This window comes from Mesorhizobium sp. LHD-90 (assembly GCF_030929505.1).
In the GTDB taxonomy this organism is placed as follows: Bacteria; Pseudomonadota; Alphaproteobacteria; order Rhizobiales; family Rhizobiaceae; genus Kumtagia.
In genome coordinates this window covers 17,295-40,538 of record NZ_JAVFVV010000007.1, presented here as the reverse complement: position 1 = coordinate 40,538, position 23,244 = coordinate 17,295, and the positions used below count along the sequence as shown (strand labels likewise).

Sequence of the window (23,244 nt, the reverse complement as noted above, 5' to 3'; positions counted from 1 at the left end):
TCCGCGGGCTGCTTCGCCCTGTTTATGCGGCCGTTCTGGCCTGTTTTCCGAGATCGAGGCGGTTTGTCGGGCCGGCGGCGCGGATGCGCTCGCGCAGCCGGATCGGCCGGATGTCGCCATCGACCAGTTCGACGTCGATCAGTTCGACGTCGACAACCTCGTTGTTGGCGAAGGCCGCCTTGCCGGCAGCCTCCAACTCGGCTTCCCCTGCCTTGTCGTCGACGACGTCCGCCTCGGCGATCGTCTCGGCCCAAAATTTCCCCGGCGAGAACCAGACGGCCTCGCCGTCGGTCAAGCGGTTTGCGGTGAGAACCTTCATCAGCGCGCCTCCTCGGTCGCGGCATCCATCGGAACGGGCCGGAAGGCCGCCAGCGGCTCGGAACGCGAGAAATCGGCGCCCGCCACCGCATCGCCGATGATGGTCATGACCGGTCCGCCAAGATCCTCTCGCGCTTGCAGCGACGGCAGGTCAGCCAGCGTTCCATGGAACCGGCGGCGATTGGGCAGGCTGGCGTTCTCGACCACGGCGACGGCGGTGTCGGGCGACAGGCCGGCATCCATCAGGCGCTGGGCGACGTCCGCGGCGACGGAGCGGCCCATATAGACGGCGACGGTGGCGCCCGAAATCGCCAGCTTCGCCCAGTCGGGCAGCGAATTGCCCTTGAGATCGTGGCCTGTGGTGAACACCATCGAGGAGGTCACGCCGCGCAGCGTCAGCGGCAGTTCGAAATCGGCGGCGGCAGCGAAGGCCGAGGTCACGCCCGGCACCACCTCGAAGGAGATGGCCGTATCGCGCAGTGCCTGCATCTCCTCGCCGGCGCGGCCGAACACCAGCGGATCGCCGGACTTCAGCCGCACCACACGCTTGCCCTCGCGCCCAAGCCGGACCAGCAGCGCGTTGATTTCCGATTGGGTCTTGGAGTGGCAGCCCTTGCGCTTGCCGACCGGCAGCCGCTCGGCGTCGCGCCGGCCCATGGCGATGACAGCTTCCGGGACCAACGCGTCGTGGACGATGACGTCGGCTTCCATCAGCAGGCGGTGCGCCCGCAGCGTCAGCAGGTCCTCCGCGCCAGGACCGGCGCCAACCAGCGCGACATGGCCAAAACCCCTGCCCTGCTCCGCCAGTAGTCGGCCGGCGGCGGCGCGCGCCTCACGCTCGCCGCCTGCCTCGAGCGCCCGGGCAGGCGCCCCTGAAAAGAAGGAATGCCAGAAAGACCGACGTGCCAAGCCTTTCGGGAAGAGATTTTCGGCCGCATCCCGGAACGAATTCGCCAGCGCCGCCAGCACGCCGAGCGACGGCGGCAGCATGGCGTCGATGCGGGCCCGCACCATCTGCGCCAGCACCGGACCGGCGCCCTCGGTGCCGACGGCGACAGCTAGCGGCGCGCGGTTGACGATCGCCGGTGTGTAGAAATCGCAGAGATCGGGCCGGTCGACAGCGTTCACGGCGATGCCGAGGCGACGCGCATCGTCCGACACGCGGCGATCCAGCGCCTCGTTGCCGCTTGCCGCGAACACCAGCGCCGCACCTTCGATCAGGGAAGGATCGTAGGCCGCCTCGACGAGCGTCGCGTCATGGTCCCGCAGCCAGCCGCGCAGGGCGGGCTCGGCGCCGTCGGCGATCACCACGAGCCGCGCGCTCGACTGGGCGATGAGCCGCGCCTTGGCCAACGCCTCGTCGCCATTGCCGACGATAGCCACGGTCCGCCCCTCGACCCGCAAGAAGACGGGGAAGGCTTTGAGCTTGGCGTGCGGCTGCGGCATGGCGCGGTTCAGCATCCTGGCTGGAAAGTCAGATATTTAGTCGGGTGCGCGCCGTTTCAGAAGGAACGCACTCGCGCCTCAGTTTGCGGCAGGCAATCGCTTTTTCGCAAGCGCGAAGAAGAGAAGAAAATTTTTCCGCGGCGCGTTTTTTTGGCACGTTTTTGTCGCGAGGAACCGGCATCGGCCCGGTCGCGTTAGCCAACGAGGCATCGCCCGATGCCTCGTGTCCGATCCGTAACCGAGGAGATTTCCGCATGGCCGCGAAACTGAAACACGGCATCTGGGTCGTGGTCGCCGATGGCGAAAAGGCGCTGTTTCTGGAGAACAAGGGAGACGGACTCCATCCGGATTTCGAGGTCGTGCGCGAACTCTCCGAAGAGAACCCGCCGACGCGTGAGCAAGGCAGCGACCGGCCGGGGCGCTTCAACGACGGGCCCTCGCCACATCGCAGCGCGGTGGCCGACACCGACTGGCACAAGGTCGCCAAGGAACGCTTTGCCGTCGAGATCGCCGAGAAGCTCTACAAGGCGGCGCATCGCGGCGATTTCGATCAGATCATCCTGATCGCGCCGCCCGTCGTGCTCGGCGAGATGCGCAAGAACCTCCACAAGGAGGTCGAGGCGATGGTGGTGGCCGAATATCCCAAAACGCTGACCAATCATCCGGTGCCGGAGATCGAGAAGATGCTGATGGCGGCGTGAAGCAGATCAGGCGAGGCGCGCCTTACCGAAACCAGCCGTAACATACAGTGAAGAGGCGCCCGGAACTGGACCCGCTGCCGTTTCGTTGGCCTCGATAACTCAACCACCAGGAGGTAACAATGAAAACGCTCCTATCCGGGTTGATGGCCGCAGCCTTGGCTGTCTCGTTCGCCGCAGTAGTGCCGGCGCCGACCAATGCCGCGCCAGCTTTCGTTCCGAAGGTAGCGCAGGGGCGCACGGATCTGCAGCAGGCCGCCCATACCTATCGTCACTGGAAGCGACAGCAGCGTCGCGCGGAACGCCGTGCTGAGCGCCGGGCCTACCGGCGATACGCACGCGATCGGTGCTATTACTACGGCGATTGCTATCGAGGCAGAAACTACGGTCGTTACTACGGCCGGAACTACGGGTTCGGCCCGCGCTACTATCGACGTCCCGGCGTGACGCTGCGCTTTGACCTTTGATAGGCGGCGACCCGGCTCAAGCGAAGCGTAGAAAATACGTTCAGCCGCGCAATGTTGCGCGGCTGAGCACCTCGGCGACACGAAATGCCGGATACCGGCGCCGGCCTAGCTGTCGTAGCCCAAGCCATCGACGCATGGCGCAGCCCCAGCGCTCCATCCACCGCATCGTGTTTAGGTTCCAGCCATTTCCTCGCGGGGCACTATGCGGGCACTATACGGTGTCCGCGCAGGCGCTCGTCAACCCGACAAAGTTGGCCGCCAAGGGTTGCGCGCGCCCCGCACCATCCACCATATTGGAAAGACCGCGCTTTCGCGCTCTCCGCACATATGTCCGCTCCGGACCCTGAAAGGCGACACCTGATCGATGCCGCATGACACGCCCCTGATTGCAACCATCGTCGCCGGTCTGGGGCTGGCATTCGTTCTCGGCGCGCTCGCCAACCGCTTTCGCATTCCGCCGCTGGTTGGCTACCTGATCGCCGGCGTGCTGGTCGGGCCGCATACGCCGGGCTTCGTCGCCGACCAGGAACTGGCGCTGGAACTCGCCGAAATCGGTGTCATCCTGCTGATGTTCGGCGTCGGCCTGCATTTTTCCTTGAAGGATCTGCTGTCGGTCCGCGCCATCGCCGTGCCGGGCGCGGTGGTGCAGATCGGCTTCGCGACGGCGCTCGGCGCAGGGCTGGCCTGGGCGCTCGGCTGGACACCCGGTGCCGGGCTGGTCTTCGGTCTGGCGCTGTCGGTCGCCAGTACGGTGGTGCTGCTCAAGGCGCTGCAGGACCGGCGCATGATCGAGACCGAGCGCGGCCGCATCGCCGTCGGCTGGCTGATCGTCGAGGATCTGGCCATGGTGCTGGCGTTGGTCATCCTGCCGGCCATCGCCGGTCTGCTCGGCGGGGTCAATGGCGAGGTCGAGCGCGCGTTGCCTTCCCCCCTGTTCCAGTTCGATTTCGGCGTCTGGGGCGTGTTGGGCGTGACACTGGCGAAGGTCGTCGCCTTCGTCCTCGTGATGCTGGTCGTCGGGCGGCGGATCATTCCGTGGATCCTGCATTATGTCGCGCATACGGGATCGCGCGAACTGTTCCGCCTGGCGGTACTGGCTGTCGCGCTCGGCGTCGCCTTCGGCGCGGCAAAGCTGTTCGGTGTGTCGCTGGCCCTCGGCGCATTCTTCGCCGGCATGATCATGAGCGAATCGCCGCTTTCGCACCGGGCAGCGGAAGAGTCGCTGCCGCTCAGGGACGCGTTCTCGGTGCTGTTCTTCGTCTCGGTCGGCATGCTGTTCGATCCGACCAGCCTGCTGCACGAGACATGGCCGATCCTGGCGACGCTGTTCATCATCGTCATCGGCAAGTCGGCGGCCGCCTTCCTGATCGTGATCGCCTTCCGCTATCCGGTCGGCACGGCGCTTGTCATCTCCGCCAGCCTGGCGCAGATCGGCGAATTCTCCTTCATTCTCGCGGAGTTGGGCGTCGGGCTCGGGCTGCTGCCGGAACAGGGCCGCGACCTGATCCTCGCCGGCGCCATCCTGTCGATCGTACTCAATCCGCTGGTCTTCGCCGTGGTGGAGCGCACGAAACCGTGGTTCGAACAGCGCTTCCCCCGGAATGTCGCCGAGGCGCCCCCCAAGGCCGCCGGCCCTGCAACCGAGGCCGGCGTGCTGGCGACGCCGGCGCCGGCCTCGTCGCACGGTCAAGAAGACGCGCCGCCGACCACAAAACTGAACGGCCACACCATCCTGATCGGCTATGGCCGCGTCGGCAGCCTCGTCGGCGAATCCCTGCGCAAGGCGAACCTTCCCTTCCTGGTTGTCGAGGACGGCGGCAAGACCATCGCAAGACTGCATGCCGACCGGGTCGAAGTGGTGGAGGGTAACGCCGCCAATGGCGAGGTTTTTGCCGCCGCCAATCCGGCGGGAGCGAAACGGCTGGTGCTGGCCATTCCGAATGCCTTCGAGGCCGGCCAGATCATTTTGCGCGCGCGCGCTGCGAACGCAGGCATTGTAGTCATCGCCCGCGCCCATTCGGATGCGGAAGTCGAGCATTTGAAGGGACTTGGCGCCGATACAGTGATCATGGGCGAGCGCGAGATCGCCCGCGGTATCGTCGAACTGATCGTCGACGACAAGATCAGCTCGCCGCAGCCGCCGCTGCCCGACGAAGACGGCGTGAAGCCCGGAAAAGAGAGCGAAAACAACAAGCTGGCGCCGAAGGACTCGGATTCCAGCGCAACCGGCTTCAATCCGGAGCCAGAACCGCCGGGAGACTCGCCTTCCGGGGGCGAAAACAAGCCGCCGGCATCGGCATAAGCTAGTTTTTGGCTGACGCTATACGGTGATGGTCACAAGCCGTGCGGCGATCAGATCGGCTAGCCGTTTCGCCACCTCGTCCTTCGGCATGTCGGGCCATTCCTCGACGCCTGTCTTGGACACGATGCGCACCCGATTGCGATCGCCGCCCATCGCGCCGCCCTCGGCGCTGACGTCGTTGGCGACGATGAAATCGGCACCTTTGCGTTTCAGCTTGGCCTGGGCGTTGGCGATCAGGTCGTTGGTCTCGGCGGCGAAGCCGACGACGAGGTAAGGCCTTCTGGCATGGCGGCCGATGGTGGCCAGGATGTCGGGGTTCTCGACCATCTTGAGCACCGGAGGCCCCTCCCCTGCCACCTTCTTGATCTTGGCGCCGGCCTCGCTGTCGCTGCGCCAGTCGGCGACGGCCGCGACAAACACTGCGGCGTCGGCCGGCAGTTCGGCTTCGACCGCCCGCATCATCTCGCGCGCGGTCTCGACATGGGTCGCCTTCACGTCTTTCGGATCGGCGAGGTTGACCGGCCCGGAGACCAGCCGCACGTCGGCGCCCAGCGCGGCAAGGGCGGCGGCGATCGCATGGCCCTGCTTGCCGGAGGAACGGTTGGCGATGTAGCGCACCGGGTCGATCGGCTCGTGCGTCGGGCCGGAGGTGACGATGATCTTCTTGCCGGCAAGCGGACCGGACTGCGGTGACAAGGCCGTCTCGATCGCCGCGACGATCTCCAGCGGCTCGGCCATGCGGCCCTCGCCCGCCTCGCCGCTTTCGGCCATCTCGCCCCTGTTCGGGCCGACGAACGATACGCCGTCCTTGACCAGCGCCGCGCGGTTGCGGCGGGTGGCGGGATGGTTCCACATCTTCGGGTTCATGGCCGGCGCCATCAGCACGGGCTTGTCGGTGGCGAGCAGCACGGCAGAGGCGAGGTCGTTAACGAGCCCGTTCGCCAGCTTCGCCATCAGGTCGGCGGTGGCCGGCGCCACCACGATCAGGTCGGCCTCGCGCGACAGGCGGATGTGGCCGACATCATGTTCGTCGTCGCGATCGAAAAGGTCGCTGAACACCCGGTCTGCGGTCAGCGTGCCGACCGACAGCGCCGTGACGAATTCTCCCGCCGCCGCGGTCATCACCGCCCGCACCGATGCGCCACGCTCGCGCAGCCGGCGGATCAGGTCGAGCGCCTTGTAGGCGGCAATGCCGCCGCCGACGATCAGCAGGATGCGCTTGCCCGAGAGTGTCATGGAACCGTCCATGGATTGATGATCTCGACGCCGCAATGTTCGAAATCCCAAACGTTCCGCGTTGCAACGGCGTAACCGTGGGTCAGCGCAATCGCGGCGATCTCGCAGTCCATCTCCGAGATAGGTCGCCCGGATTTGCGACGCTGCGAGAATATCCGCGCATACTGAATGGCCGCAGTTTCCTCGAAACCGAGAACCGGCGTCATCAAGCTTTCCTCGAAGAAGCGTTCGATGGCTTCGGCGAGCGCCTGTTTTCGCTTCCCATCGCTCATCAACGCAAGGCCGGTCAGGAGTTCGGCCTTATTCACGGACGTCACGAACACCTGGCTCAGAGGTTGTTCCCGCAGCCAGTCGGCGACGGTCCGATCAGGGGCGGGCCGGAATGCCTCCGAGATGACGTTGGTATCAAGGATGATCATCGCCCTCGTCGTCCCAGTCTTCAAAGGGGATGGGACGAGGCGCAGGCTGACGCAGTGGGATCGGAATTTCGAATCCACCATGCGGTTCTACCAACTCTCTTATGGCATCGTAGAGATTGGTTCGTCGTGGAGCCTCATCGCGCGACGAGGCGGCATCGCGGAGTATCAACCGTAGCTCCGCCTCCAGAGAATTGCCATGGCGGGCCGCACGAAGCCGCAGCTGCTGTTTTGTCTCGTCCTCGACATTCCTGACGGTCATGTTTGCCATGTCCGGCCTCCTGTCTGGAGATGGATCGTGATGCCTGCAATGTATTCAATGACTGCAATGCAATCAAGCCAAACGCCACGCAATCCAGACCACCGCCGCCGCAATCACCCACAGCGCGATGCGACCGGAGCGGGTGTGGCGGGCCTCGGCCTTGCCGATGGCTCGCGCGGTGGCCTCGTCGAAACGCAGGCCGTGCTCGGCCATCCAGTCAATCTCGCGCGACAGGCGCTCGGTGCGCGCCGCCAGATCCGGGGCCTGGCGGGCCAGCGACAGCAACGCATTGGCGCCGTCGCGCGCGTCGGTCAGCAGGCCGCGCGGCCCGAGATTGTGCCGGATCCATTGGCCGACCACCGGCTCGGAGGTCTTCCACATGTTGAAGGCTGGATCGAGCGTGCGCGCCACGCCCTCGACCACGACCATCGTCTTCTGCAGCAGCACGAGTTCGGGCCTCGTCGCCATGTCGAACAGTTCGGTCACCTCGAACAGCAGGGTGAGCAGTTTCGCCATCGAGATCGTCTCGGCCGGCTGGCCGTGGATCGGCTCGCCGATGGCGCGGATCGCCTGGGCAAAGGACTCGACATTGTGCTCGCGCGGCACGTAACCCGCCTCGAAATGCACTTCGGCCACGCGCTTGTAGTCGCGCACGATGAAGCCATAGAGGATTTCGGCCAGGAAACGCCGTTCCTTCTTTCCCAGCCGCCCCGAGATGCCGAGATCGACGGCGACGATGGTGCCGTCCTTTTCGACGAACAGGTTTCCCGGATGCATGTCGGCATGGAAAAAGCCGTCGCGCAGCGTGTGGCGCAGGAAGGACTGCACCAGGTGGGCGGCAATCGCCTTGAGATCGTGGCCGGCGGCGCGCAGGCCGTCGATATCGTTCATCTTGATACCGTCGATCCATTCCATGGTGACGACATCGCGGCCGGTGCGTTCCCAGTCCACCGCCGGCACACGGAAGCCTGGGTCGTCGCGGGTGTTCTCGCCGATCTCGGAAAGTGCCGCCGCCTCCAGCCTCAGATCCATCTCGATCTTGGTGGTCTGGGCGAGCGTCTTCGTCACCTCGACCGGCCGCAGCCGGCGCGACGAGGGAATGAAGCGTTCCTGCAACCGGGCGGCGAGGAAATAGCTTTCGAGGTCGTGGAAGAATGCGCGGCGCACCCCCGGCCGGATCACCTTCACCGCGACCTTGCGAAGCTCTCCATCGCGCGACACCTCGGCCGGATGCACCTGGGCGATGGAGGCGGCGGCGACCGGCTCGCCGAAGGACACGAAAAGGTCCGTGACCGGTCGGCCGAGCGATCCCTCGATCGCTTCCACGGCCTGCGCCGTCGGAAACGTCGCCATTCGGTCCTGCAGTTTCGCAAGATCGAGCGCTATATCGTTGCCCACAACGTCGGGGCGTGTCGCCAGGAACTGGCCGAGCTTCACATAGGAAGGTCCGAGCCGTGACACGGCCTCGGCCAGCCGTTCCGAGCGCTGGCGACGCATGGCGCGCGGCCGGGCGAGGAATTTCGTCAGCCGCCAGGCAAGCCGCGGCGCGCCGGAAAGCTCCTCGCCCGGCAAGGCGGCGAAGACGCCTTCGCGCGTCATGATCCAGCCGGCCCGGATCAGCCTGAAACCTGCTCCGATCGAGGTCATGAGGGCGTCAAAGCTTCCAGCCCGAATGCAGGGCCGCTATGCCGCCGGAATAGTTGCGGAAGGTGACGCGCTCGAAACCGGCGCGGCGGATCATCTCGGCGAAATTCGCCTGGTTGGGAAACTTGCGGATCGACTCGACCAGATATGCATAGGGTTCGGCATCGCCGGTCACCATCTTTCCGATCGGCGGAATCGCCTTGAACGACCACTGCTCATAGACCTTGTCGAGCAGCGGCATGTCGACTTCGGAAAATTCGAGGCACAGAAACCGCCCGCCGGGCTTCAGCACCCGGAACGCCTCGGCCAGCGCCACATCGATGTGCGGCACGTTGCGGATGCCGAAGGCGATCGTGTAGGCGTCGAACGTCTCGTCGGGAAAAGGCAGTTCTTCCGCATTCGCCTCGACGAAATCGACGTTGGCCTCGAGGCGGCGCCTGGCCGCACGCTCGCGGCCAACCGCCAGCATCGAGCCGTTGATGTCGAGCACGGTTGCACTGGCGTTGCCGCCGGAGGCATCGACGATGCGGAAGGCGATATCACCGGTGCCGCCGGCCACATCCAGCACCTTCCAGCCGGCGCGGCGCGGCGGATTGAGCCAGGCAACCATGGCATCCTTCCACAGCCGGTGCAGGCCCGCCGACATCAAGTCGTTCATCAGGTCATAGCGGTTCGCGACCCGATGGAAGACAGAATCGACCAGCGGCTGCTTCTCGTCATCCGCCACCTGGCGGAAACCGTATGAGGTCTGCATGCCGCCCGCGGCGGTTGTGCGCTGTTCTGTCATAAACGTGACCCGTTCTCCGGCGATCAAGATACCCGATGCACCGCGGGGGCGCTATTGTCCAGCCTTGCGGGGACATGCAGCCGAATCATGCGAAGGACCCTTACATGCCGCTGACTGCCGAAATCCACTGCCATGTCGAGGGCGCCGCCGACCCGGAACTGGTGATCCGGCAGGCGCGCAAATATGGGGCGGACCCGTCGCCCTTCATCCGCGACGGCTCCTTCGTCTGGCACGATTTCACCACGTTCCTGCAAGCCTACGATTTCGCCGCCGACCTTTTCCGCACGGAGGAGGACTATGCGCGGCTGACGGAGCACTATCTCACAAGCCTGGCCCGCGACGGCGCCATCTATTCGGAAGTCTTCACCTCGCCCGATCACGCCCGCCGGGCCGGCCTGTCGCCCGAAGCCTACACCGATGCGCTCGGCGAAGGCATCGTGCGGGCCCGCGACAAGACGGGCATCGAAGGCCGAATGATCGTCACCGGGGTGCGGCATTTCGGCGTCGAGGCGGTGGAGGCGGCCGCCCGCTTCGCCGCCAAATGCGGCCACCCGCTCGTGACCGGCTTCGGCATGGGCGGCGACGAGCGCATGGGCGACATCGAGGATTTCGTGCGCGCTTTCGAGATCGCCCGCGAGGCGGGGCTGGGCATCACCGTCCATGCCGGCGAGTTCGGCGGCTGGGAAAGTGTGGCCGGCGCGCTCGACCACATCCGCCCGAGCCGCATCGGCCACGGGGTGCGCGCGATCGAGAATCCCGACCTGGTGCGACGCATCGCCGCCGAGGGCATCGTGATGGAATGCTGCCCGGGTTCCAACATCGCGCTCAAGGTCTTCCAGAATTTTGCCAGCCATCCGTTCCCGGCGCTGCTGGCCGCCGGCTGCAAGGTGACGCTGAATTCCGACGATCCACCCTATTTCTGGACGACGCTCCGCAAGGAATACGACATCGCAGCAGAACATTTCGGCATGAGCGAAAAGGCGCTGGCGGCGGTAACGCGCACGGCCATCGAGGCCGCCTTCGTCGACCGCAAGACCAGGGCCGCGCTGCTGGCAAGGCTGGAGAAGAAGCGGTGAGGACTAACCCTCCCCCTTGAGAGGAGGGTCGGCGAGCCAACGGAACGAAGTGGAGTGGAGTGAGCCGGGGTGGGGTCGGCGCGGCCAAACGCCAGCGCCGCTGTGCGTTGGAGTTTGGCCGCACCGACCCCACCCGGCCGCTTCGCGGCCACCCTCCCCTCAAGGGGGAGGGAAAGAGCGCCGCAACATCGGGGAAAAGTACCTCTCGCAGGCGGCGCAGCATTTCTTCGCCGGCCAAGCCCCGCTAGTATCCCGGCCAAGATAAAAACCGCGGAAGAACAAGCCATGGCCGTCACCGTCGTCGATCACCCCCTCGTGCAGCACAAGCTGACCATCATGCGCAAGAAGGAGACCTCGACCGCGAGTTTCCGCCGGCTGCTGCGCGAGATCTCGCTGCTGCTCGGCTACGAGGTGACACGCGACCTCGAACTGACGACCATGACCATCGAGACGCCGATGGAGACGATGGATGCGCCGATCCTGGAAGGCAAGAAGCTGGTGTTCGCATCGGTGCTGCGCGCCGGCAACGGCCTGCTGGAGGGGCTTCTGGACCTGGTGCCTGCCGCCCGCGTCGCCCATATCGGCCTCTACCGCGACCACGAGACGCTGGAGGCGGTCGAGTATTTCTTCAAGGCACCGAGCGACCTCGCCGACCGCCTGGTCATCGTGGTCGACCCGATGCTCGCCACCGCCAATTCGGCCATTGCCGCCATCGACAAGCTCAAGGGGCGCGGCGCAACCAATCTGCGCTATCTCTGCCTGCTGGCAGCGCCGGAAGGCGTCGAGCGCTTCACCACCGCGCATCCGGACGTTCCGGTGTTCACTGCCTCCATCGACCGGCAATTGAACGAGAAAGGCTACATCGTGCCCGGCCTGGGCGATGCCGGCGACCGTCTCTACGGCACGAAATGATCGCATTCGCGCGACGGCTTTAACTGAGCATTTACGCCAGAATCGGATCGGAGTTGCCGACGCGCCGACGTTAAGGCCCTGGATTCCATGTTGCGCCAAGGTGGCGCCAAACGGGCTCCAGCATGCTGCGCAAAGCCATCCTCCTCGGCATCGGGATCGGAACCTCCGTCTCGCTGCCCATGCTCTACCAGAGCAACCCCGGCCTTCTGCATGCCCTGATCAGGGCGCAGGAGACGGGCGAGGCCCGCGCCCTCGATGCGGGGACCCTGTCGCAGCAGCCGATACGAGCGGCCGCAAGCCTTTCGCCGGCCGGCCGCAAGGTCGAGATCGCCGCAGACGAGCGCGGCCACTATGTCAGCGACTTCAAGATCAACGGCCGCAGGATCGAGGCGATGATCGATACCGGCGCGACCGCCGTGGCCTTCAACCTGTCCACGGCCCGCCGGCTCGGGCTTCAGGTGCGAGCCTCCGACATGAAACACGTCGTGAACACCGCCAACGGCAAGGCGCGCGCCACTGTGGTCACCGTCGACCGCGTCGAGATCGGCCGCATCACGGTCAACGACGTCGAGGCGCTGGTGCTGGAAGACCAGGCGCTCAATTCCACCCTGGTCGGCATGACCTTCCTCACCCGGCTGAAGGGCTTTCAGGTCGACAGCGGCACGCTGCTGCTGGTTCAGTAGGCGTCCGACGCGGCAATCCGCCGGACCACCGGGTCCTTCGATGCCGGCCTCGTCTCGCCGATGCCGTAGGCGGCGGCGAGCGCGGCGACGGCCGCTTCGGCATCCGACTGTGTGCGGGCATGGACGAGGGCCAGCGCGTCGCCGGCATGAACCTCGGCGCCCACGGGCATCAGCCGGGTGAAGCCGACGGCGTGGTCGATGTCATCGCCTGGGCGCGTGCGCCCGCCGCCGAGCCCGACCACCGCCAGCCCGATCTCGCGCGTGGCGATGTGAGTGACATAGCCGCCGCGCGGCGCCGGCACCGGCCGCTCGACCGGAGCGGCAGGCAGATACACAGTGGATCGCTCGACAAAATCCGCCGGGCCGCCGAGGTCGTGCACCATGCGGGCGAAGCGTTCCGCCGCGCGGCCACTGTTCAGCGCTTCGCGCGCCTGGCCGAGGCCGTCCGTGTGGGACGAGGCCGGGCCGGTCGAAAGCAGCATTTCGGCGCAGAGCGACAGAGTCACTTTTTCCAGACGCGGGTCGCGGCGGCGCCCCGTAAGGAAATCGACGGCGTTGGCCACCTCGACTGCATTGCCGGCGGCCAGCGCCAGCGGCTCGTTCATGCCCGTGATCAGTGCCGAGGTTTTTAGCCCCGCGCCATTGGCCACCTCGACCAGGCTCTTGGCGAGCGCGGCCGCATCGCGCGATTTTTCCATGAAGGCGCCGTTGCCGACCTTGACGTCGAGCACCAGCGACTGCAGCCCGGCAGCCAGTTTCTTGGAGAGGATCGAGGCGGTGATCAACGGGATCGATTCAACTGTCGCGGTGACGTCTCGGATGGCGTAGAGGCGCTTGTCGGCCGGTGCCAGCGCGGCGGTCTGGCCGATGATGGCGCAGCCGGCGGAGCGCACCACCTTGCGGAACAGGTTGGTGTCGGGCTGGCTGACATAGCCGGGGATGGCGTCCATCTTGTCCAGCGTGCCGCCGGTGTGGCCGAGGCCGCGGCCGGAGATCATCGGCACATAGGCGCCGCAGGCCGCCACGATCGGTGCCAGCATCAGCGAGACATTGTCGCCTATGCCGCCGGTGGAATGCTTGTCGGTGGTGGGGCCAGGCAGGTCCGACCAGTCGAGCACCTCGCCGGAATCGCGCATGGCGAGCGTCAGCGCCACCGCCTCGTCGCGGCGCATGCCGTTGAAGAATGTGGCCATGGCGAAAGCGGCCGCCTGGCCCTCGGAGACGGCGCCGGAGGTGAGGCCTGCGATGAAGGCCGCGATGTCTTCGGGCGAGAGTGTTTTGCCGTCGCGTTTCTGCCGGATGATTTCCTGGGGGAGCATCAGCCTTTCCCTCCCCCTTGAGGGGAGGGTGGCCGCGAAGCGGCCGGGTGGGGTCCGCGCGGCAGCGCGCGACGCAAAGCGACGTTGGCGTTTGGCCGCAGCCACCCCACCCCCGGCCTGCGGCCGGACCCTCCCCTCAAGGGGGAGGGGAAAACCGCGCCGCTCATATCCCCTCCTCGAACATCGTCTTCAACACCGCCGCCAGCCGCCGCCCGCCGAGCGGCGCCATGTCCTTGGTCTCCTGGTGCGACAGTTCCGCGCCGGTCATGCCGGCGGCGAGGTTGGTGATGACCGAGCAGGCGGCGACGCGCAGGCCGAGGAAGCGCGCGAGGATGACTTCCGGCACGGTCGACATGCCGACGGCGGTGGCGCCCATGATGCGCGCCATGCGGATCTCGGCCGGCGTCTCGAAGGACGGACCCGAAAACCACATGTAGACGCCCTTGGAGAGCGGCGTGGCGGTCGCGGCGGCGGCCTTGACGATCGCATCGCGCAGGTCGCGGTCGTAGGCCTCGGTCAGCCCGACAAAGCGCGCGTCGGTCGGCTCGCCGATCAGTGGATTGGCGCCGGCGAAATTGATGTGGTCCTCGATAAGCATCACCGAGCCGGGCGGCATGTCCGGATCGAGCGAGCCGGCAGCGTTGGTGAGGATCAACGTGGTGACGCCGATCGCGGCGAGCGCTTCCAGCGCCGGGCGCATGGCAGCCGCGTTGCCGTGCTCGTAATAATGCGAGCGGCCGGCAAATAGCAGCACCTCCGCCCCGCCGAAGCGGCCGCTGACCAGAGTTCCCGCATGGCCGGTGACGCCGCTTCTGGGAAAGCCGGGCAGGTCGGCATAGGGGATGCGGATCGCCCCCTCGACCTCGTCGACAAGACCGCCCAGGCCGGAGCCGAGCACTACAGCGACCTTCGGCATGCGGCCGCCCAGCCGCTCGACCAGCGTGGCGACGGCATCGCTCATTTCAGGATCTTTCCTTCAAAGCCATAAGGCAGCATCTGGCCGATGGTGACCGTCTCAACGACGCCCGCATCGTCACAGAGATAGAGTTTCGCGTCGGCTCCGGCGAACTCCGCCAGCCGCTGGCGGCAGCCGCCGCAAGGCGTGATGCGCGCCATGCGCTCCGCAACCACGGCGATCTCGGCGATCTCGCCGCCGCCGCCCATGATGTAATGGCCGAGCGCCGTGGTCTCGGCGCACCAGCCTTCCGGGTAGGAGGCGACCTCGATGTTGCATCCGGAAAAGACGCGCCCGTCGGTCGTGCGGATGGCCGCGCCGACGGGAAACTTCGAATAGGGCGCATAGGCCTTGGACATCGCCTCACGGGCGGACAGGAAAAGATCGTGCACGGTCAAAAATCCAATCCGTTTTCCAGGTCGTTTCGCGGCAAAAGGCGCCGCGAGGCGGCGCTACTCGGACGCGCTGCACATCTGGCCGTCGGTCTTCCACACCGGCCGCGGCGACTGCTTTTCGTCGATCGCGCACACCTGCACATGGCCGTCGGCCGAGCACATGTCCGCGCCGATCGAGTAGAGATTGCTCTCGTAGACGCAGTAGAACTTCATGTAGTCCTTCTCGAGGTCGCCGCTGATGCCGACATTGGCCTCGGCGAGCGCCAGCCCCGGAACGAGCGCGGCCGTGGCGGCCAGCAGGAAACGTCTCATCATCTTTCTCCTCGAATGCGCAAAAATCACCGCTCCTTGACGTAGGGCACGCCGCCGGCACGCGGCGGGATCGCCTTGCCGATGAACCCGGCGAGCAGGATGACGGTGAGGATGAAGGGCAGCGCGTTGATCAGTTGTACCGGCACCCTCACCGGCGGCGGGCCGTAGGGCTGGAGGACGACCGCCAGCAGATAAGCGACCACGCCGGCGGCAAGCGAGCCCAGGATCACCGGCAGCATTTTCAGCTTGGCGTAGCCGAGCAGCACCAGCGCGGTGACCAGAAGGACAAGCGGCGGCAGCCAGGTGACGATGCCGACCGGACTGCCCTGGATACGGATCGACGCCGCATCGAGGAACCCGAACAGCAAGCAGGCGAACATGGCCGGCACCGGCTTCCACTTGGCGAAGATCAGCGCGGCGAGCGCGATGTAACCCTTGCCGGCGGTCATGTCCTTCACGAAGCCGGCGTTCTGCGCGACCGAAAGGTAGGCGCCGGCCATGCCGGTCAGCACGCCGGTGATGATGACGGCGCGGTAACGCAGCCAGGTCACCGAGATGCCCGCCGTGTCGACCGCGGCCGGGTTTTCGCCGACGGCGCGCAGGCGCAGGCCGAAGCGGGTACGGAACAGCACCCACCAGGTCAGCGGCACCATCAGGAACGCCACATAGACCAGGATCGAATGGCCGGAGAGCAGCTCCGAATAGATCGGGCCGAGGATCGGCACGCCGCGCACCGCCTCCGCACCCGGCAAGGTGATCCCCTCGAACCGGGCGGCGCCGGCAAGCGACGGCGTGCGGCCGCCCTGCTGGAACCAGGCCTGGCCGAGGATGATGGTGGTGCCGGCCACGATGAAGTTTATGGCGACGCCGGATACGATCTGGTTGCCGCGATGGGTGATCGAGGCGAAGCCGTGCACCAGGGCCAGCGCGACAGCGGCAAGGATTGCGACAAGCAGGCCGACCCAGGCCGAACCCGAAACGGCGGCGGCCGAGGCGCCGGCGAACGCGCCGGCCAGCATCTTGCCTTCGAGACCGATGTCGAAGATGCCGGCCCGTTCCGAATAAAGCCCGGCGAGACAGGCGAGCAGCAGCGGAGCGGAGACACGCAGCGTGGCGTCGCAGAGCTGGATGATCGTGTCGAACATCAGGCGCCCTCCCCCTTCGGCGCGGGAACACCCATGCTGCGCGGGCTGAGGGAGGCGAAGATCGTCTGCACCGTTGGACGGAACATGTGCTCCAGCGCGCCAGCGAAGAGGATGACGAGGCCCATCATGATGACGATCATGTCGCGCGACACGTTGGGCATCTCGAAGGCGAGTTCCGCACCACCCTGATACAGGGCTCCGAACAACACCGCGGCGGCGATGATGCCGGCCGGATGCGAGCGGCCCATCAGCGCCACGGCGATGCCGACGAAGCCGGCGCCTGAGACAAAGTCAAGCTGCATGCGGTGCTGGTCGCCCATGATCGGATTCAGCGCCATCATGCCCGCCAGGCCGCCGGATATCAGCATGGCGACGATGGTGACGCGCGCCTCGCCGATGCCGGCATACCGCGCCGCCTTGGGGCTGAAGCCGAAGGTGCGCATCTCGAAGCCGAGTTTGGTGCGCCAGATCAGCAGCCAGACCACCCAGGCCATGAACAGCGCCAGCAGGAAGGAGACGTTCAGGGGCGCCGAACGGACTGAAAGTCCGAAAACCTCGAACAGCCAGCCGAGCTTCGGCAATTGCGCGCCTTCGAGGAAATCGCGCGTCTGCGGCGCCATCGAACCCGCCGGCTTGATGACGTTGACCAGCAGATAGACCATGACGCTGGCAGCGATGTAGTTGAACATGATCGTGGTGATGACGATGTGTGAGCCACGCCTGGCCTGCAGATAGGCGGGGATGAAGGCCCAGGCCGCGCCGACGACCGCCGAGGCGACGATCGCCAGCGGGAAGGTCAGCCACCATGGAAGGATGCCGTCGAAGGTCAGGCAAACGGCTGCGACGCCGATGCCGGCGATATAGGCCTGGCCCTCGCCGCCGATGTTGAACAGGCCGGCATGGAAGGCGACCGCTACCGCGAGGCCGGTGAAGATGAAGGTGGTGGCGTAGTAGAGCGTGTAGGCGAGGTTCTGCCCCGACCCGAACGCACCCTCGACCAGCACGGCCGCCGCCTTCAGCGGATTCTCGCCGACCAGCAGCACGACGATGCCGGCGACGATGAAGGCGACCAGAAGGTTGATCAGCGGGATCAGGCCGTAGTCGGCCCAGCGCGGCAGCTTTGCGAAGGGGGTGCTCATTACTCCGCCGCCTCCTGCCGCTCGACGCCGGCCATCAGCAGTCCGAGTTCGCCTTCGCTCGCCTCCGGGCCGCGCTCGCCGACGACGCGGCCCGCGAACATCACCAGGATGCGGTCCGACAGAGAGCGTATCTCGTCCAGCTCGACCGAGACCAGCAGCACCGCCTTGCCGGCATCGCGCATGGCGATCAGCCGCTTGTGGATGAACTCGATCGCGCCGACGTCGACGCCGCGCGTCGGCTGGCCGACGATCAGCACGCCGGGGTCCTGCTCGATCTCGCGCGCCAGCACGATCTTTTGCTGGTTGCCTCCGGAAAAATTCGCCGTCTTCAGCCGGTCGTTGGCGGGACGTATGTCGTATTTCTCGATTTTTTCGCGGGCGTCGGCATGGATCGCCTCGATGTTCAAGAACGGCCCGCGCAGATATTGCGGCTTGTCGTGATAGCCGAGGACGGAGTTTTCCGCTTCCTCGAAGGCAAGCACCAGGCCGACATGGTGACGGTCCTCCGGCACATGCGCCAGGCCGCGGTCGCGCAATTCGCCGGGGTCGGCATGGCCGGTGACGTCGATCGGCTTGCCGTCGAGCAGCACCGTGCCCGCCTCCGCCTTGCGGATGCCGGAGATCGCCTCGATCAGCTCCGACTGGCCGTTGCCGGCCACACCTGCGATGCCGACGATCTCGCCGGCGCGCACTTCCAGCGAAACACCATCGACCATGACCACGCCGCGCGAATCCTTGACGGTGAGGTCCTTCACCGAAAGCTTCACGCCTGCCGGTTTCGCCTCGCCCTTCTCGACGCGCAGCAGCACGCGGCGGCCGACCATCAGCTCGGCCAGTTCCTCGACGGTGGTCTCCGACGTCTTGCGGGTCGCAACCATCGTGCCCTGCCGCATGACCGAGACCGTGTCGGTGATCGCCATGATCTCGCGCAGCTTGTGCGTGATCAGCACCACCGTCTTGCCTTCGTCCTTCAGCATTTTCAGGATGCGGAAGAGGTGATCGGCCTCGGCCGGCGTCAGCACGCCGGTCGGCTCGTCGAGGATGAGGATGTCGCAGCCGCGGAACAGCGCCTTCAAAATCTCGACGCGCTGCTGCAGCCCGACCGGAAGCTCCTCGATGATGGCGTCAGGATCAACCTCCAGCCCGTATTCGCGCTCCAACCGTTGCAGTTCCGAACGCGCCTTGGAGATCGAGGCATTGAGCAGCGGCTCGCCCTCGGCGCCGAGGATGACATTTTCGATGACGGTGAAATTTTCGACCAGCATGAAGTGCTGGTGCACCATGCCGATGCCGGCGGCGATGGCGTCGTTGGGCGTGTGGATCGATGTCGCTTTGCCGCCGACATGCACCTCGCCGCTATCCGCCTGATAAAAACCGTAGAGGATCGACATCAGCGTCGATTTGCCGGCACCGTTCTCGCCGATAATGCCGTGGATGGTGCCGCGCTCCACCTCGAGGTTGATGTCGCGATTGGCGCGCACGGCACCGAAGCTTTTGTTGATGCCGATGAGCTGGATTGCCGCTTCAGCCATCCGCCTGTCCCGCCTCTTGTTTTTATCGTTTGGTCAAAACCGCTAGCACGCGGATTGTCCCCTGCCAATCGCCCCACTCTCGACAAATCCACGGCTGCTTGTCAATTTCGATCGCGGATGCGAAGGGCCCGCCTCCTCCGGGCAACCCATAGGAGTTTTTGCATGGTCATGCCGGCCGACCGCCTGACGACGCTGGAAATCCGCTCGACGGAACAGGACAAGGTCATCGAGGAACTGTCGGAGCAGATCGCCGAGCAGTGGAAGGTGATCGACCGCATGCAGAAGAAGCTCGATGCGCTGACCGAGCGGTTCCTGACACTGGAGGAGCAGTCTCGTCCCGACATTCCGGTGACCAAGCCGCCGCACTGGTAGGCTTCCGGTCAACCATATCGCCCGACGCCGGCCTGTACAGCAGAGCCGGATCGCGGCATTATCCCGGTCGGGGACATGTTTCATGAGCGACGCCGACCGGCAGGCCCGCGCAGGTAACTATGTGTTCGGGCGCATGGACGACGAGGAGCGCGAGCGCGCCGAGCGCGACCTCGAACGCGATGCCTCGTTCCGCAACGCCGTGATGGAACTCGCCGAACAGGTGCGGCTGTCGAAAATCCAGGCCGATCCGGGTGCATGGGACGCCGTGTCCGCGCAGTTGACCGCGCTGCCGCAGATGCAGCCCCGCCACGGCGAGCCGGCGCCGTTCGCACCCCCCAAGGCCGCGAAGCCACCGGTTCCACCCTTGCCCACCGTGCTCGACCGCATGGGCAAGCGCGACGCGCTGCAGATCGGCCTCGTCCTTGCCGGCCTGGTCGCCGCCTTCGCGCTCGGCTACACCGCCGGCATCAGCCGGTAGTGGCGGCTGCCTGTCACGCGGCGCAGGCTGCTCAAGCCTTCGCCGGTTCCCACAATTCGATCGGATTGCCCTCCGGATCGTGGATGCGGCAGAAGCGGCCGACTTCCGAATCCCATTCCGCCCGCGTTTCGACCGCGATGCCGGCGGCGTTCAGATCGATCATCATGGCATCGAGATCATCGACACGAAAATTGATAAGCCACTGTTTTTCGCGGCCGAAATAGTCGGTGTCCTCGGCGAACGGCGAAAACACCGTGAGGCCTGCCTGCTGCGTCCACACGGATTCTGCAATGTCATCAATGCCGAGATGGGTTTCATACCACGCGGCCAGCGCTTTCGGGTCACGGGCGCGGAAGAAGAACCCACCTATGCCGGTAACTTTCGCCATTTTGTCCGTCCCAGATGCTTCATCGGTTGCGCACGATATTCCCGCTCAACCCAACCTCCGGCCGCACGGAACGGCCGATCAGCAACGGCAGCAGACACACGACCCCGGCTGCCGACACGGCCACCAGGAACCAGGTCCAACCCGTCCAGCCGTGCGCATCGATGACGGCGGCGGCAAGCGGCGGGCCGAGCACCGTGCCGATGCCGCCGGCCTGGCAGACCAGACCGATCGCCACCGCCGCCGACCCTCTTGGCGGCACGATCGCCGGAATGGCCGCGAACAGCGCCGAGGCGGTAAGGCCGCCCGCCACCGCGAAGACGACCACTGCCGCCGTCGCCGGCATGCCTTCGGCACCGGTGAAGGCCGGCCAGGCTGCCGCGGCGGTGACCGCGAAGCCGGACGCAGCAAGAAACAGCGCCACGCGCGCACCCCGTCGCACCAGCAGGCCGGCAAGCAGGTTGCCGATCGGTACGCTGAGCGAGATCGCACCGGCCGAGACCAGGAAAACCGACGCCGGCGTCGCAATGAAGGCCGGCAGGAAAGTAAAGAAGCCGATTGACGCCACGACATAGACGCCGAAGGCGAGGGCCACCAACATCACCGGCAAGGTCAAGGTCGCGGCAAAGCTGCCCTCTTCGCCACCGGCAGAATCGTTCCCGCTGTCCTCGACTTTTGCCAGCAACAGCGCAGCCGGAAGGGCAAGCACGGCGAAGAGGCCGATCGCCACGCCGAGATAGAGGCGCGGATTATCCGGCGCGGCAAGCGCGCGCGCCAGAAAATCGCCTACGGCGTAGCCGAGCGGCACGAAGCCGCCCCACACGGCGAGCGCGGCTGCCCGCCAGCGCGGCGGCGGCACGCTGTTCAAGAGCGCGGGAATGGCGATGACCAGCAAAAGATATCCCAGCGCCTCCACCAGCCGCGCCGCCAGGATGGCTGCCGGCACCTCGAACAGCGCGAGTGCCGCGCCGCCGCCGACCTGGAGGATGGATGCCAAAACGAAGGCCGGCCGTGCACCAACTTTGGCGATTACCCAGCCGGCCGGCAGCGCAACAAGCGCCACGAACAGACCGATGGCTGCAGTCAGCCACCCCGCCATCACCAGCGAGAAGCCGACCTCGCCCTGGTACCAGCCGATCAGCGGCGCGATTTTTCCGAGTTGCGTGCCGGCCAGGATACCGGCAAGCAGCAGCACGACGATCGTCGTTAGGCGCATGTTTTTCGTACCTCATCGGCCACATTGCCAACCCGGTAGCCACGCCCCCTTTGGACGCGCAGTGACCTACGACCGCACTTCTGCGGCATGAATGTTTCCGGATGACGCCACCGAATGCTGCCATCGATAAAAAAGCGGCTGATCCGCCGTGCAAAGCTCGATCGCAAGTCCGTCAGCACATCGCGCATTGCAGTTCATCTTACGTTGCGTCAGTATTGCCCTGCATCGATATGTTTTGGAGGCAAGCAGATGACAGAAAATCCAAACCTTGCTCGCCTGAAAGCTGCTTACCAGGCATGGAATGATCGGAAGGGCGACAGCTTGAAAGAATGGGCGGATCTGATGGACGATCAGTGCCGCATTGCCAGCATACATGAAGATGCCCCAGGGCTGTCTTTTGCCGCGGACCGCAACTCCAAGCAGGAATGCCTCGATTATTTGAGCGCAATTCTCAAGGAGTGGACAATGGTTCACTTCACGCCGGAAATCTATGTTTGCGAAGGCGACAACATCGCAATGTTCGGCAGATGCCAGTATACGAACATTGCGACTGGGAGAGACGTCGAGTGCCAACTCGCCAATCTCTGGCGTTTCAACAGCGCCGGCAAAGCGCTGAAGACGACAGAGGTGTTCGACACTGCGGCGGCGGCAGCGGTGGCGATCCCATTGCCTGCGAAGAAGCAGGAACAACCGAGCTGATTGGACGATAAGAGCCGCCGAACTGGTGTCGGCGGCTCCTGTCGCGTTACCTGCAAATCAATACGGGCAGGAATTGTCCGACATGTAGTCGTGCACCTTGATGGTGCCGGCAATGATGTCGGCCTTGGCCTTCTCGGCGGCGGCGGCCATCTCCGGCGTCACGAGCGCCTTGTTGTTGTCGTCCATCGCATAGTCGACGCCGCCTTCCTTGAGGCCGAGGTCGTTGATGCCGGGCGTGAACTTGCCATTCTTGGCGTCGGTGAAGGCGTTGTAGACGGCGACGTCGACGCGCTTGACCATCGAGGTCAGGATCTTGCCGGGCTGCAGGCCGTTCTGATTAGAATCGACGCCGATGCCGAGTTTACCGGCGTCCGCCGCCGCCTGCAGCACGCCGACGCCGGTGCCGCCCGCCGCCGCGTAGACGACGTCCGCGCCCTGGTCGATCTGCGACTTGGCGATCTCGCCGCCCTTGGTGGGATCGTTCCAGGCCGCCGGCGTGTCGCCGGTCATGTTCTGGATAACGTCCGTCGCGCCGGCAGCCTTGGCGCCGCCAACATAACCGCAGCCGAAGCGGCGGATGAGCGGAATGTCCATGCCGCCGACGAAGCCGACCTTCTTGGACTGCGAAGCCATAGCCGCCAGCACGCCGACCACGTAGGAGCCCTCCTGCTCCTTGTACACGACCGAGCGGACGTTCGGCTTGTCGACCACCATGTCGATGATGGCGAACTTGGTCTCGGGGAAATCGGCCGAAACCTTCTCCAGCGTCGCCGCCCAGGAGAAGCCCGCCATGACAATCGGGTTGTTGCCGTCCTCGGCGAACTTGCGCAGCGCCTGCTCGCGCTGGGCGTCGTTCTGGATTTCAAAGTCGCGGTATTCGATGCCGGATTCGGCCTTGAACTTTTCCGCGCCGTTGAAGGCCGATTCGTTGAAGGATTTGTCGAACTTGCCGCCGAGATCGTAGATGATCGCCGGCTTGATGTCCTCGGCAAGCGCCGGGACGGTGAATGCGGTTGCGGCCAGGAGGCCGAGAACAAAACGCTTCATGTG

Annotated in this window: 26 protein-coding genes; 9 read left to right on the top strand and 17 right to left on the bottom strand. The window is 65.6% G+C overall.

The features are described from left to right. Window positions 1-22: 22 nt before the first annotated feature. Complete coding sequence (locus tag RB623_RS11345; protein WP_308056920.1) at window positions 23-319, bottom strand: DUF2849 domain-containing protein; 297 nt, start codon at window positions 317-319, stop codon at window positions 23-25. Next, complete coding sequence (gene cysG / locus RB623_RS11340; RefSeq protein WP_308056919.1) at window positions 319-1,764, bottom strand: siroheme synthase CysG; 1,446 nt, start codon at window positions 1,762-1,764, stop codon at window positions 319-321. The genes RB623_RS11345 and cysG overlap by 1 nt, the downstream gene beginning before the upstream one ends. 254 nt (window positions 1,765-2,018) lie before the next feature. Between cysG and RB623_RS11335 the strand changes: the two genes are divergently transcribed. The 3 genes from RB623_RS11335 (at window position 2,019) to RB623_RS11325 (ending at window position 5,231) form a co-directional block, all read left to right on the top strand. Continuing rightward, window positions 2,019-2,465, top strand: a complete 447-nt coding sequence (locus RB623_RS11335) for a host attachment family protein (protein WP_308056918.1) — start codon at window positions 2,019-2,021, stop codon at window positions 2,463-2,465. A gap of 119 nt (window positions 2,466-2,584) precedes the next feature. Beyond that, window positions 2,585-2,929, top strand: a complete 345-nt coding sequence (locus tag RB623_RS11330) for a hypothetical protein (protein ID WP_308056917.1) — start codon at window positions 2,585-2,587, stop codon at window positions 2,927-2,929. A 364-nt stretch (window positions 2,930-3,293) separates the two neighbouring features. Further along, the gene (locus RB623_RS11325; RefSeq protein WP_308056916.1) at window positions 3,294-5,231 is read left to right on the top strand and encodes a cation:proton antiporter; all 1,938 of its coding nucleotides are present in this window, start codon (window positions 3,294-3,296) and stop codon (window positions 5,229-5,231) included. 18 nt (window positions 5,232-5,249) lie between these two features. On the opposite strand, the gene coaBC is transcribed toward RB623_RS11325, so the two are convergent. From coaBC to ubiE, 5 genes are all read right to left on the bottom strand, one after another. Beyond that, the gene (gene coaBC, locus RB623_RS11320; protein ID WP_308056914.1) at window positions 5,250-6,467 is read right to left on the bottom strand and encodes a bifunctional phosphopantothenoylcysteine decarboxylase/phosphopantothenate--cysteine ligase CoaBC; all 1,218 of its coding nucleotides are present in this window, start codon (window positions 6,465-6,467) and stop codon (window positions 5,250-5,252) included. After that, window positions 6,464-6,886, bottom strand: coding sequence for a type II toxin-antitoxin system VapC family toxin (locus tag RB623_RS11315; RefSeq protein ID WP_308056913.1), 423 nt, complete (start codon window positions 6,884-6,886; stop codon window positions 6,464-6,466). The genes coaBC and RB623_RS11315 overlap by 4 nt, the downstream gene beginning before the upstream one ends. Beyond that, window positions 6,873-7,154 (bottom strand): plasmid stabilization protein, encoded by a 282-nt coding sequence (locus RB623_RS11310; RefSeq protein WP_308056912.1) that lies wholly within the window; start codon window positions 7,152-7,154, stop codon window positions 6,873-6,875. Before RB623_RS11310 ends, RB623_RS11315 begins: the two co-directional genes overlap by 14 nt. 63 nt (window positions 7,155-7,217) lie before the next feature. Continuing rightward, entirely contained in the window at window positions 7,218-8,792 is a 1,575-nt protein-coding gene (ubiB, locus tag RB623_RS11305) for a 2-polyprenylphenol 6-hydroxylase (RefSeq protein WP_308056911.1), read from the bottom strand. A gap of 7 nt (window positions 8,793-8,799) precedes the next feature. Further along, entirely contained in the window at window positions 8,800-9,576 is a 777-nt protein-coding gene (ubiE, locus tag RB623_RS11300; RefSeq protein ID WP_308056910.1) for a bifunctional demethylmenaquinone methyltransferase/2-methoxy-6-polyprenyl-1,4-benzoquinol methylase UbiE, read from the bottom strand. A 104-nt stretch (window positions 9,577-9,680) separates the two neighbouring features. Here ubiE and RB623_RS11295 point away from each other — a divergent pair, with 104 nt between their 5' ends. The 3 genes from RB623_RS11295 (at window position 9,681) to RB623_RS11285 (ending at window position 12,247) form a co-directional block, all read left to right on the top strand. Then, window positions 9,681-10,652: an adenosine deaminase gene (locus tag RB623_RS11295; protein WP_308056909.1), complete on the top strand. Its 972-nt coding sequence runs from the start codon at window positions 9,681-9,683 to the stop codon at window positions 10,650-10,652. Window positions 10,653-10,937: 285 nt separating this feature from the next. Further along, window positions 10,938-11,564, top strand: a complete 627-nt coding sequence (upp, locus tag RB623_RS11290; RefSeq protein WP_308056908.1) for a uracil phosphoribosyltransferase — start codon at window positions 10,938-10,940, stop codon at window positions 11,562-11,564. Window positions 11,565-11,686: 122 nt separating this feature from the next. Continuing rightward, a complete protein-coding gene (locus tag RB623_RS11285; protein ID WP_308056907.1) occupies window positions 11,687-12,247 on the top strand; it encodes a TIGR02281 family clan AA aspartic protease in 561 nt (186 codons plus the stop codon). On the opposite strand, the gene deoA is transcribed toward RB623_RS11285, so the two are convergent. The 7 genes from deoA to RB623_RS11250 form a co-directional block, all read right to left on the bottom strand. Next, entirely contained in the window at window positions 12,241-13,566 is a 1,326-nt protein-coding gene (deoA, locus tag RB623_RS11280; RefSeq protein WP_308056906.1) for a thymidine phosphorylase, read from the bottom strand. The two genes, RB623_RS11285 and deoA, sit on opposite strands and share 7 nt — an antisense overlap. A 163-nt stretch (window positions 13,567-13,729) precedes the next feature. Then, window positions 13,730-14,527: a purine-nucleoside phosphorylase gene (locus RB623_RS11275; protein ID WP_308056905.1), complete on the bottom strand. Its 798-nt coding sequence runs from the start codon at window positions 14,525-14,527 to the stop codon at window positions 13,730-13,732. Continuing rightward, window positions 14,524-14,919, bottom strand: a complete 396-nt coding sequence (gene cdd / locus RB623_RS11270) for a cytidine deaminase (RefSeq protein ID WP_308056904.1) — start codon at window positions 14,917-14,919, stop codon at window positions 14,524-14,526. The genes RB623_RS11275 and cdd overlap by 4 nt, the downstream gene beginning before the upstream one ends. 54 nt (window positions 14,920-14,973) lie before the next feature. Beyond that, a complete protein-coding gene (locus tag RB623_RS11265; protein ID WP_308056903.1) occupies window positions 14,974-15,231 on the bottom strand; it encodes a hypothetical protein in 258 nt (85 codons plus the stop codon). Between the two features lie 23 nt (window positions 15,232-15,254). Continuing rightward, a complete protein-coding gene (locus RB623_RS11260; RefSeq protein WP_308056902.1) occupies window positions 15,255-16,373 on the bottom strand; it encodes an ABC transporter permease in 1,119 nt (372 codons plus the stop codon). Next, on the bottom strand, window positions 16,373-17,512 hold the full coding sequence (locus tag RB623_RS11255) for an ABC transporter permease (protein ID WP_308056901.1): 1,140 nt from the start codon (window positions 17,510-17,512) through the stop codon (window positions 16,373-16,375). The genes RB623_RS11260 and RB623_RS11255 overlap by 1 nt, the downstream gene beginning before the upstream one ends. Continuing rightward, a complete protein-coding gene (locus RB623_RS11250) occupies window positions 17,512-19,044 on the bottom strand; it encodes an ABC transporter ATP-binding protein (protein WP_308056900.1) in 1,533 nt (510 codons plus the stop codon). The genes RB623_RS11255 and RB623_RS11250 overlap by 1 nt, the downstream gene beginning before the upstream one ends. 162 nt (window positions 19,045-19,206) lie before the next feature. Between RB623_RS11250 and RB623_RS11245 the strand changes: the two genes are divergently transcribed. Next, window positions 19,207-19,416, top strand: a complete 210-nt coding sequence (locus tag RB623_RS11245) for a SlyX family protein (RefSeq protein ID WP_308056899.1) — start codon at window positions 19,207-19,209, stop codon at window positions 19,414-19,416. A gap of 82 nt (window positions 19,417-19,498) precedes the next feature. Then, window positions 19,499-19,894 (top strand): hypothetical protein, encoded by a 396-nt coding sequence (locus RB623_RS11240; protein ID WP_308056898.1) that lies wholly within the window; start codon window positions 19,499-19,501, stop codon window positions 19,892-19,894. A gap of 31 nt (window positions 19,895-19,925) precedes the next feature. Here RB623_RS11240 and RB623_RS11235 read toward each other — a convergent pair whose 3' ends face one another. Together RB623_RS11235 and RB623_RS11230 are read right to left on the bottom strand one after the other, a co-directional pair. Then, the gene (locus RB623_RS11235; protein ID WP_308056897.1) at window positions 19,926-20,282 is read right to left on the bottom strand and encodes a VOC family protein; all 357 of its coding nucleotides are present in this window, start codon (window positions 20,280-20,282) and stop codon (window positions 19,926-19,928) included. A gap of 19 nt (window positions 20,283-20,301) precedes the next feature. Continuing rightward, a complete protein-coding gene (locus RB623_RS11230; protein ID WP_308056896.1) occupies window positions 20,302-21,495 on the bottom strand; it encodes an MFS transporter in 1,194 nt (397 codons plus the stop codon). A gap of 114 nt (window positions 21,496-21,609) precedes the next feature. Here RB623_RS11230 and RB623_RS11225 point away from each other — a divergent pair, with 114 nt between their 5' ends. Beyond that, the gene (locus RB623_RS11225; RefSeq protein WP_308056895.1) at window positions 21,610-22,194 is read left to right on the top strand and encodes a nuclear transport factor 2 family protein; all 585 of its coding nucleotides are present in this window, start codon (window positions 21,610-21,612) and stop codon (window positions 22,192-22,194) included. A gap of 57 nt (window positions 22,195-22,251) precedes the next feature. Here RB623_RS11225 and RB623_RS11220 read toward each other — a convergent pair whose 3' ends face one another. Then, entirely contained in the window at window positions 22,252-23,241 is a 990-nt protein-coding gene (locus RB623_RS11220) for a BMP family ABC transporter substrate-binding protein (protein WP_308056894.1), read from the bottom strand. Window positions 23,242-23,244: the final 3 nt, after the last annotated feature.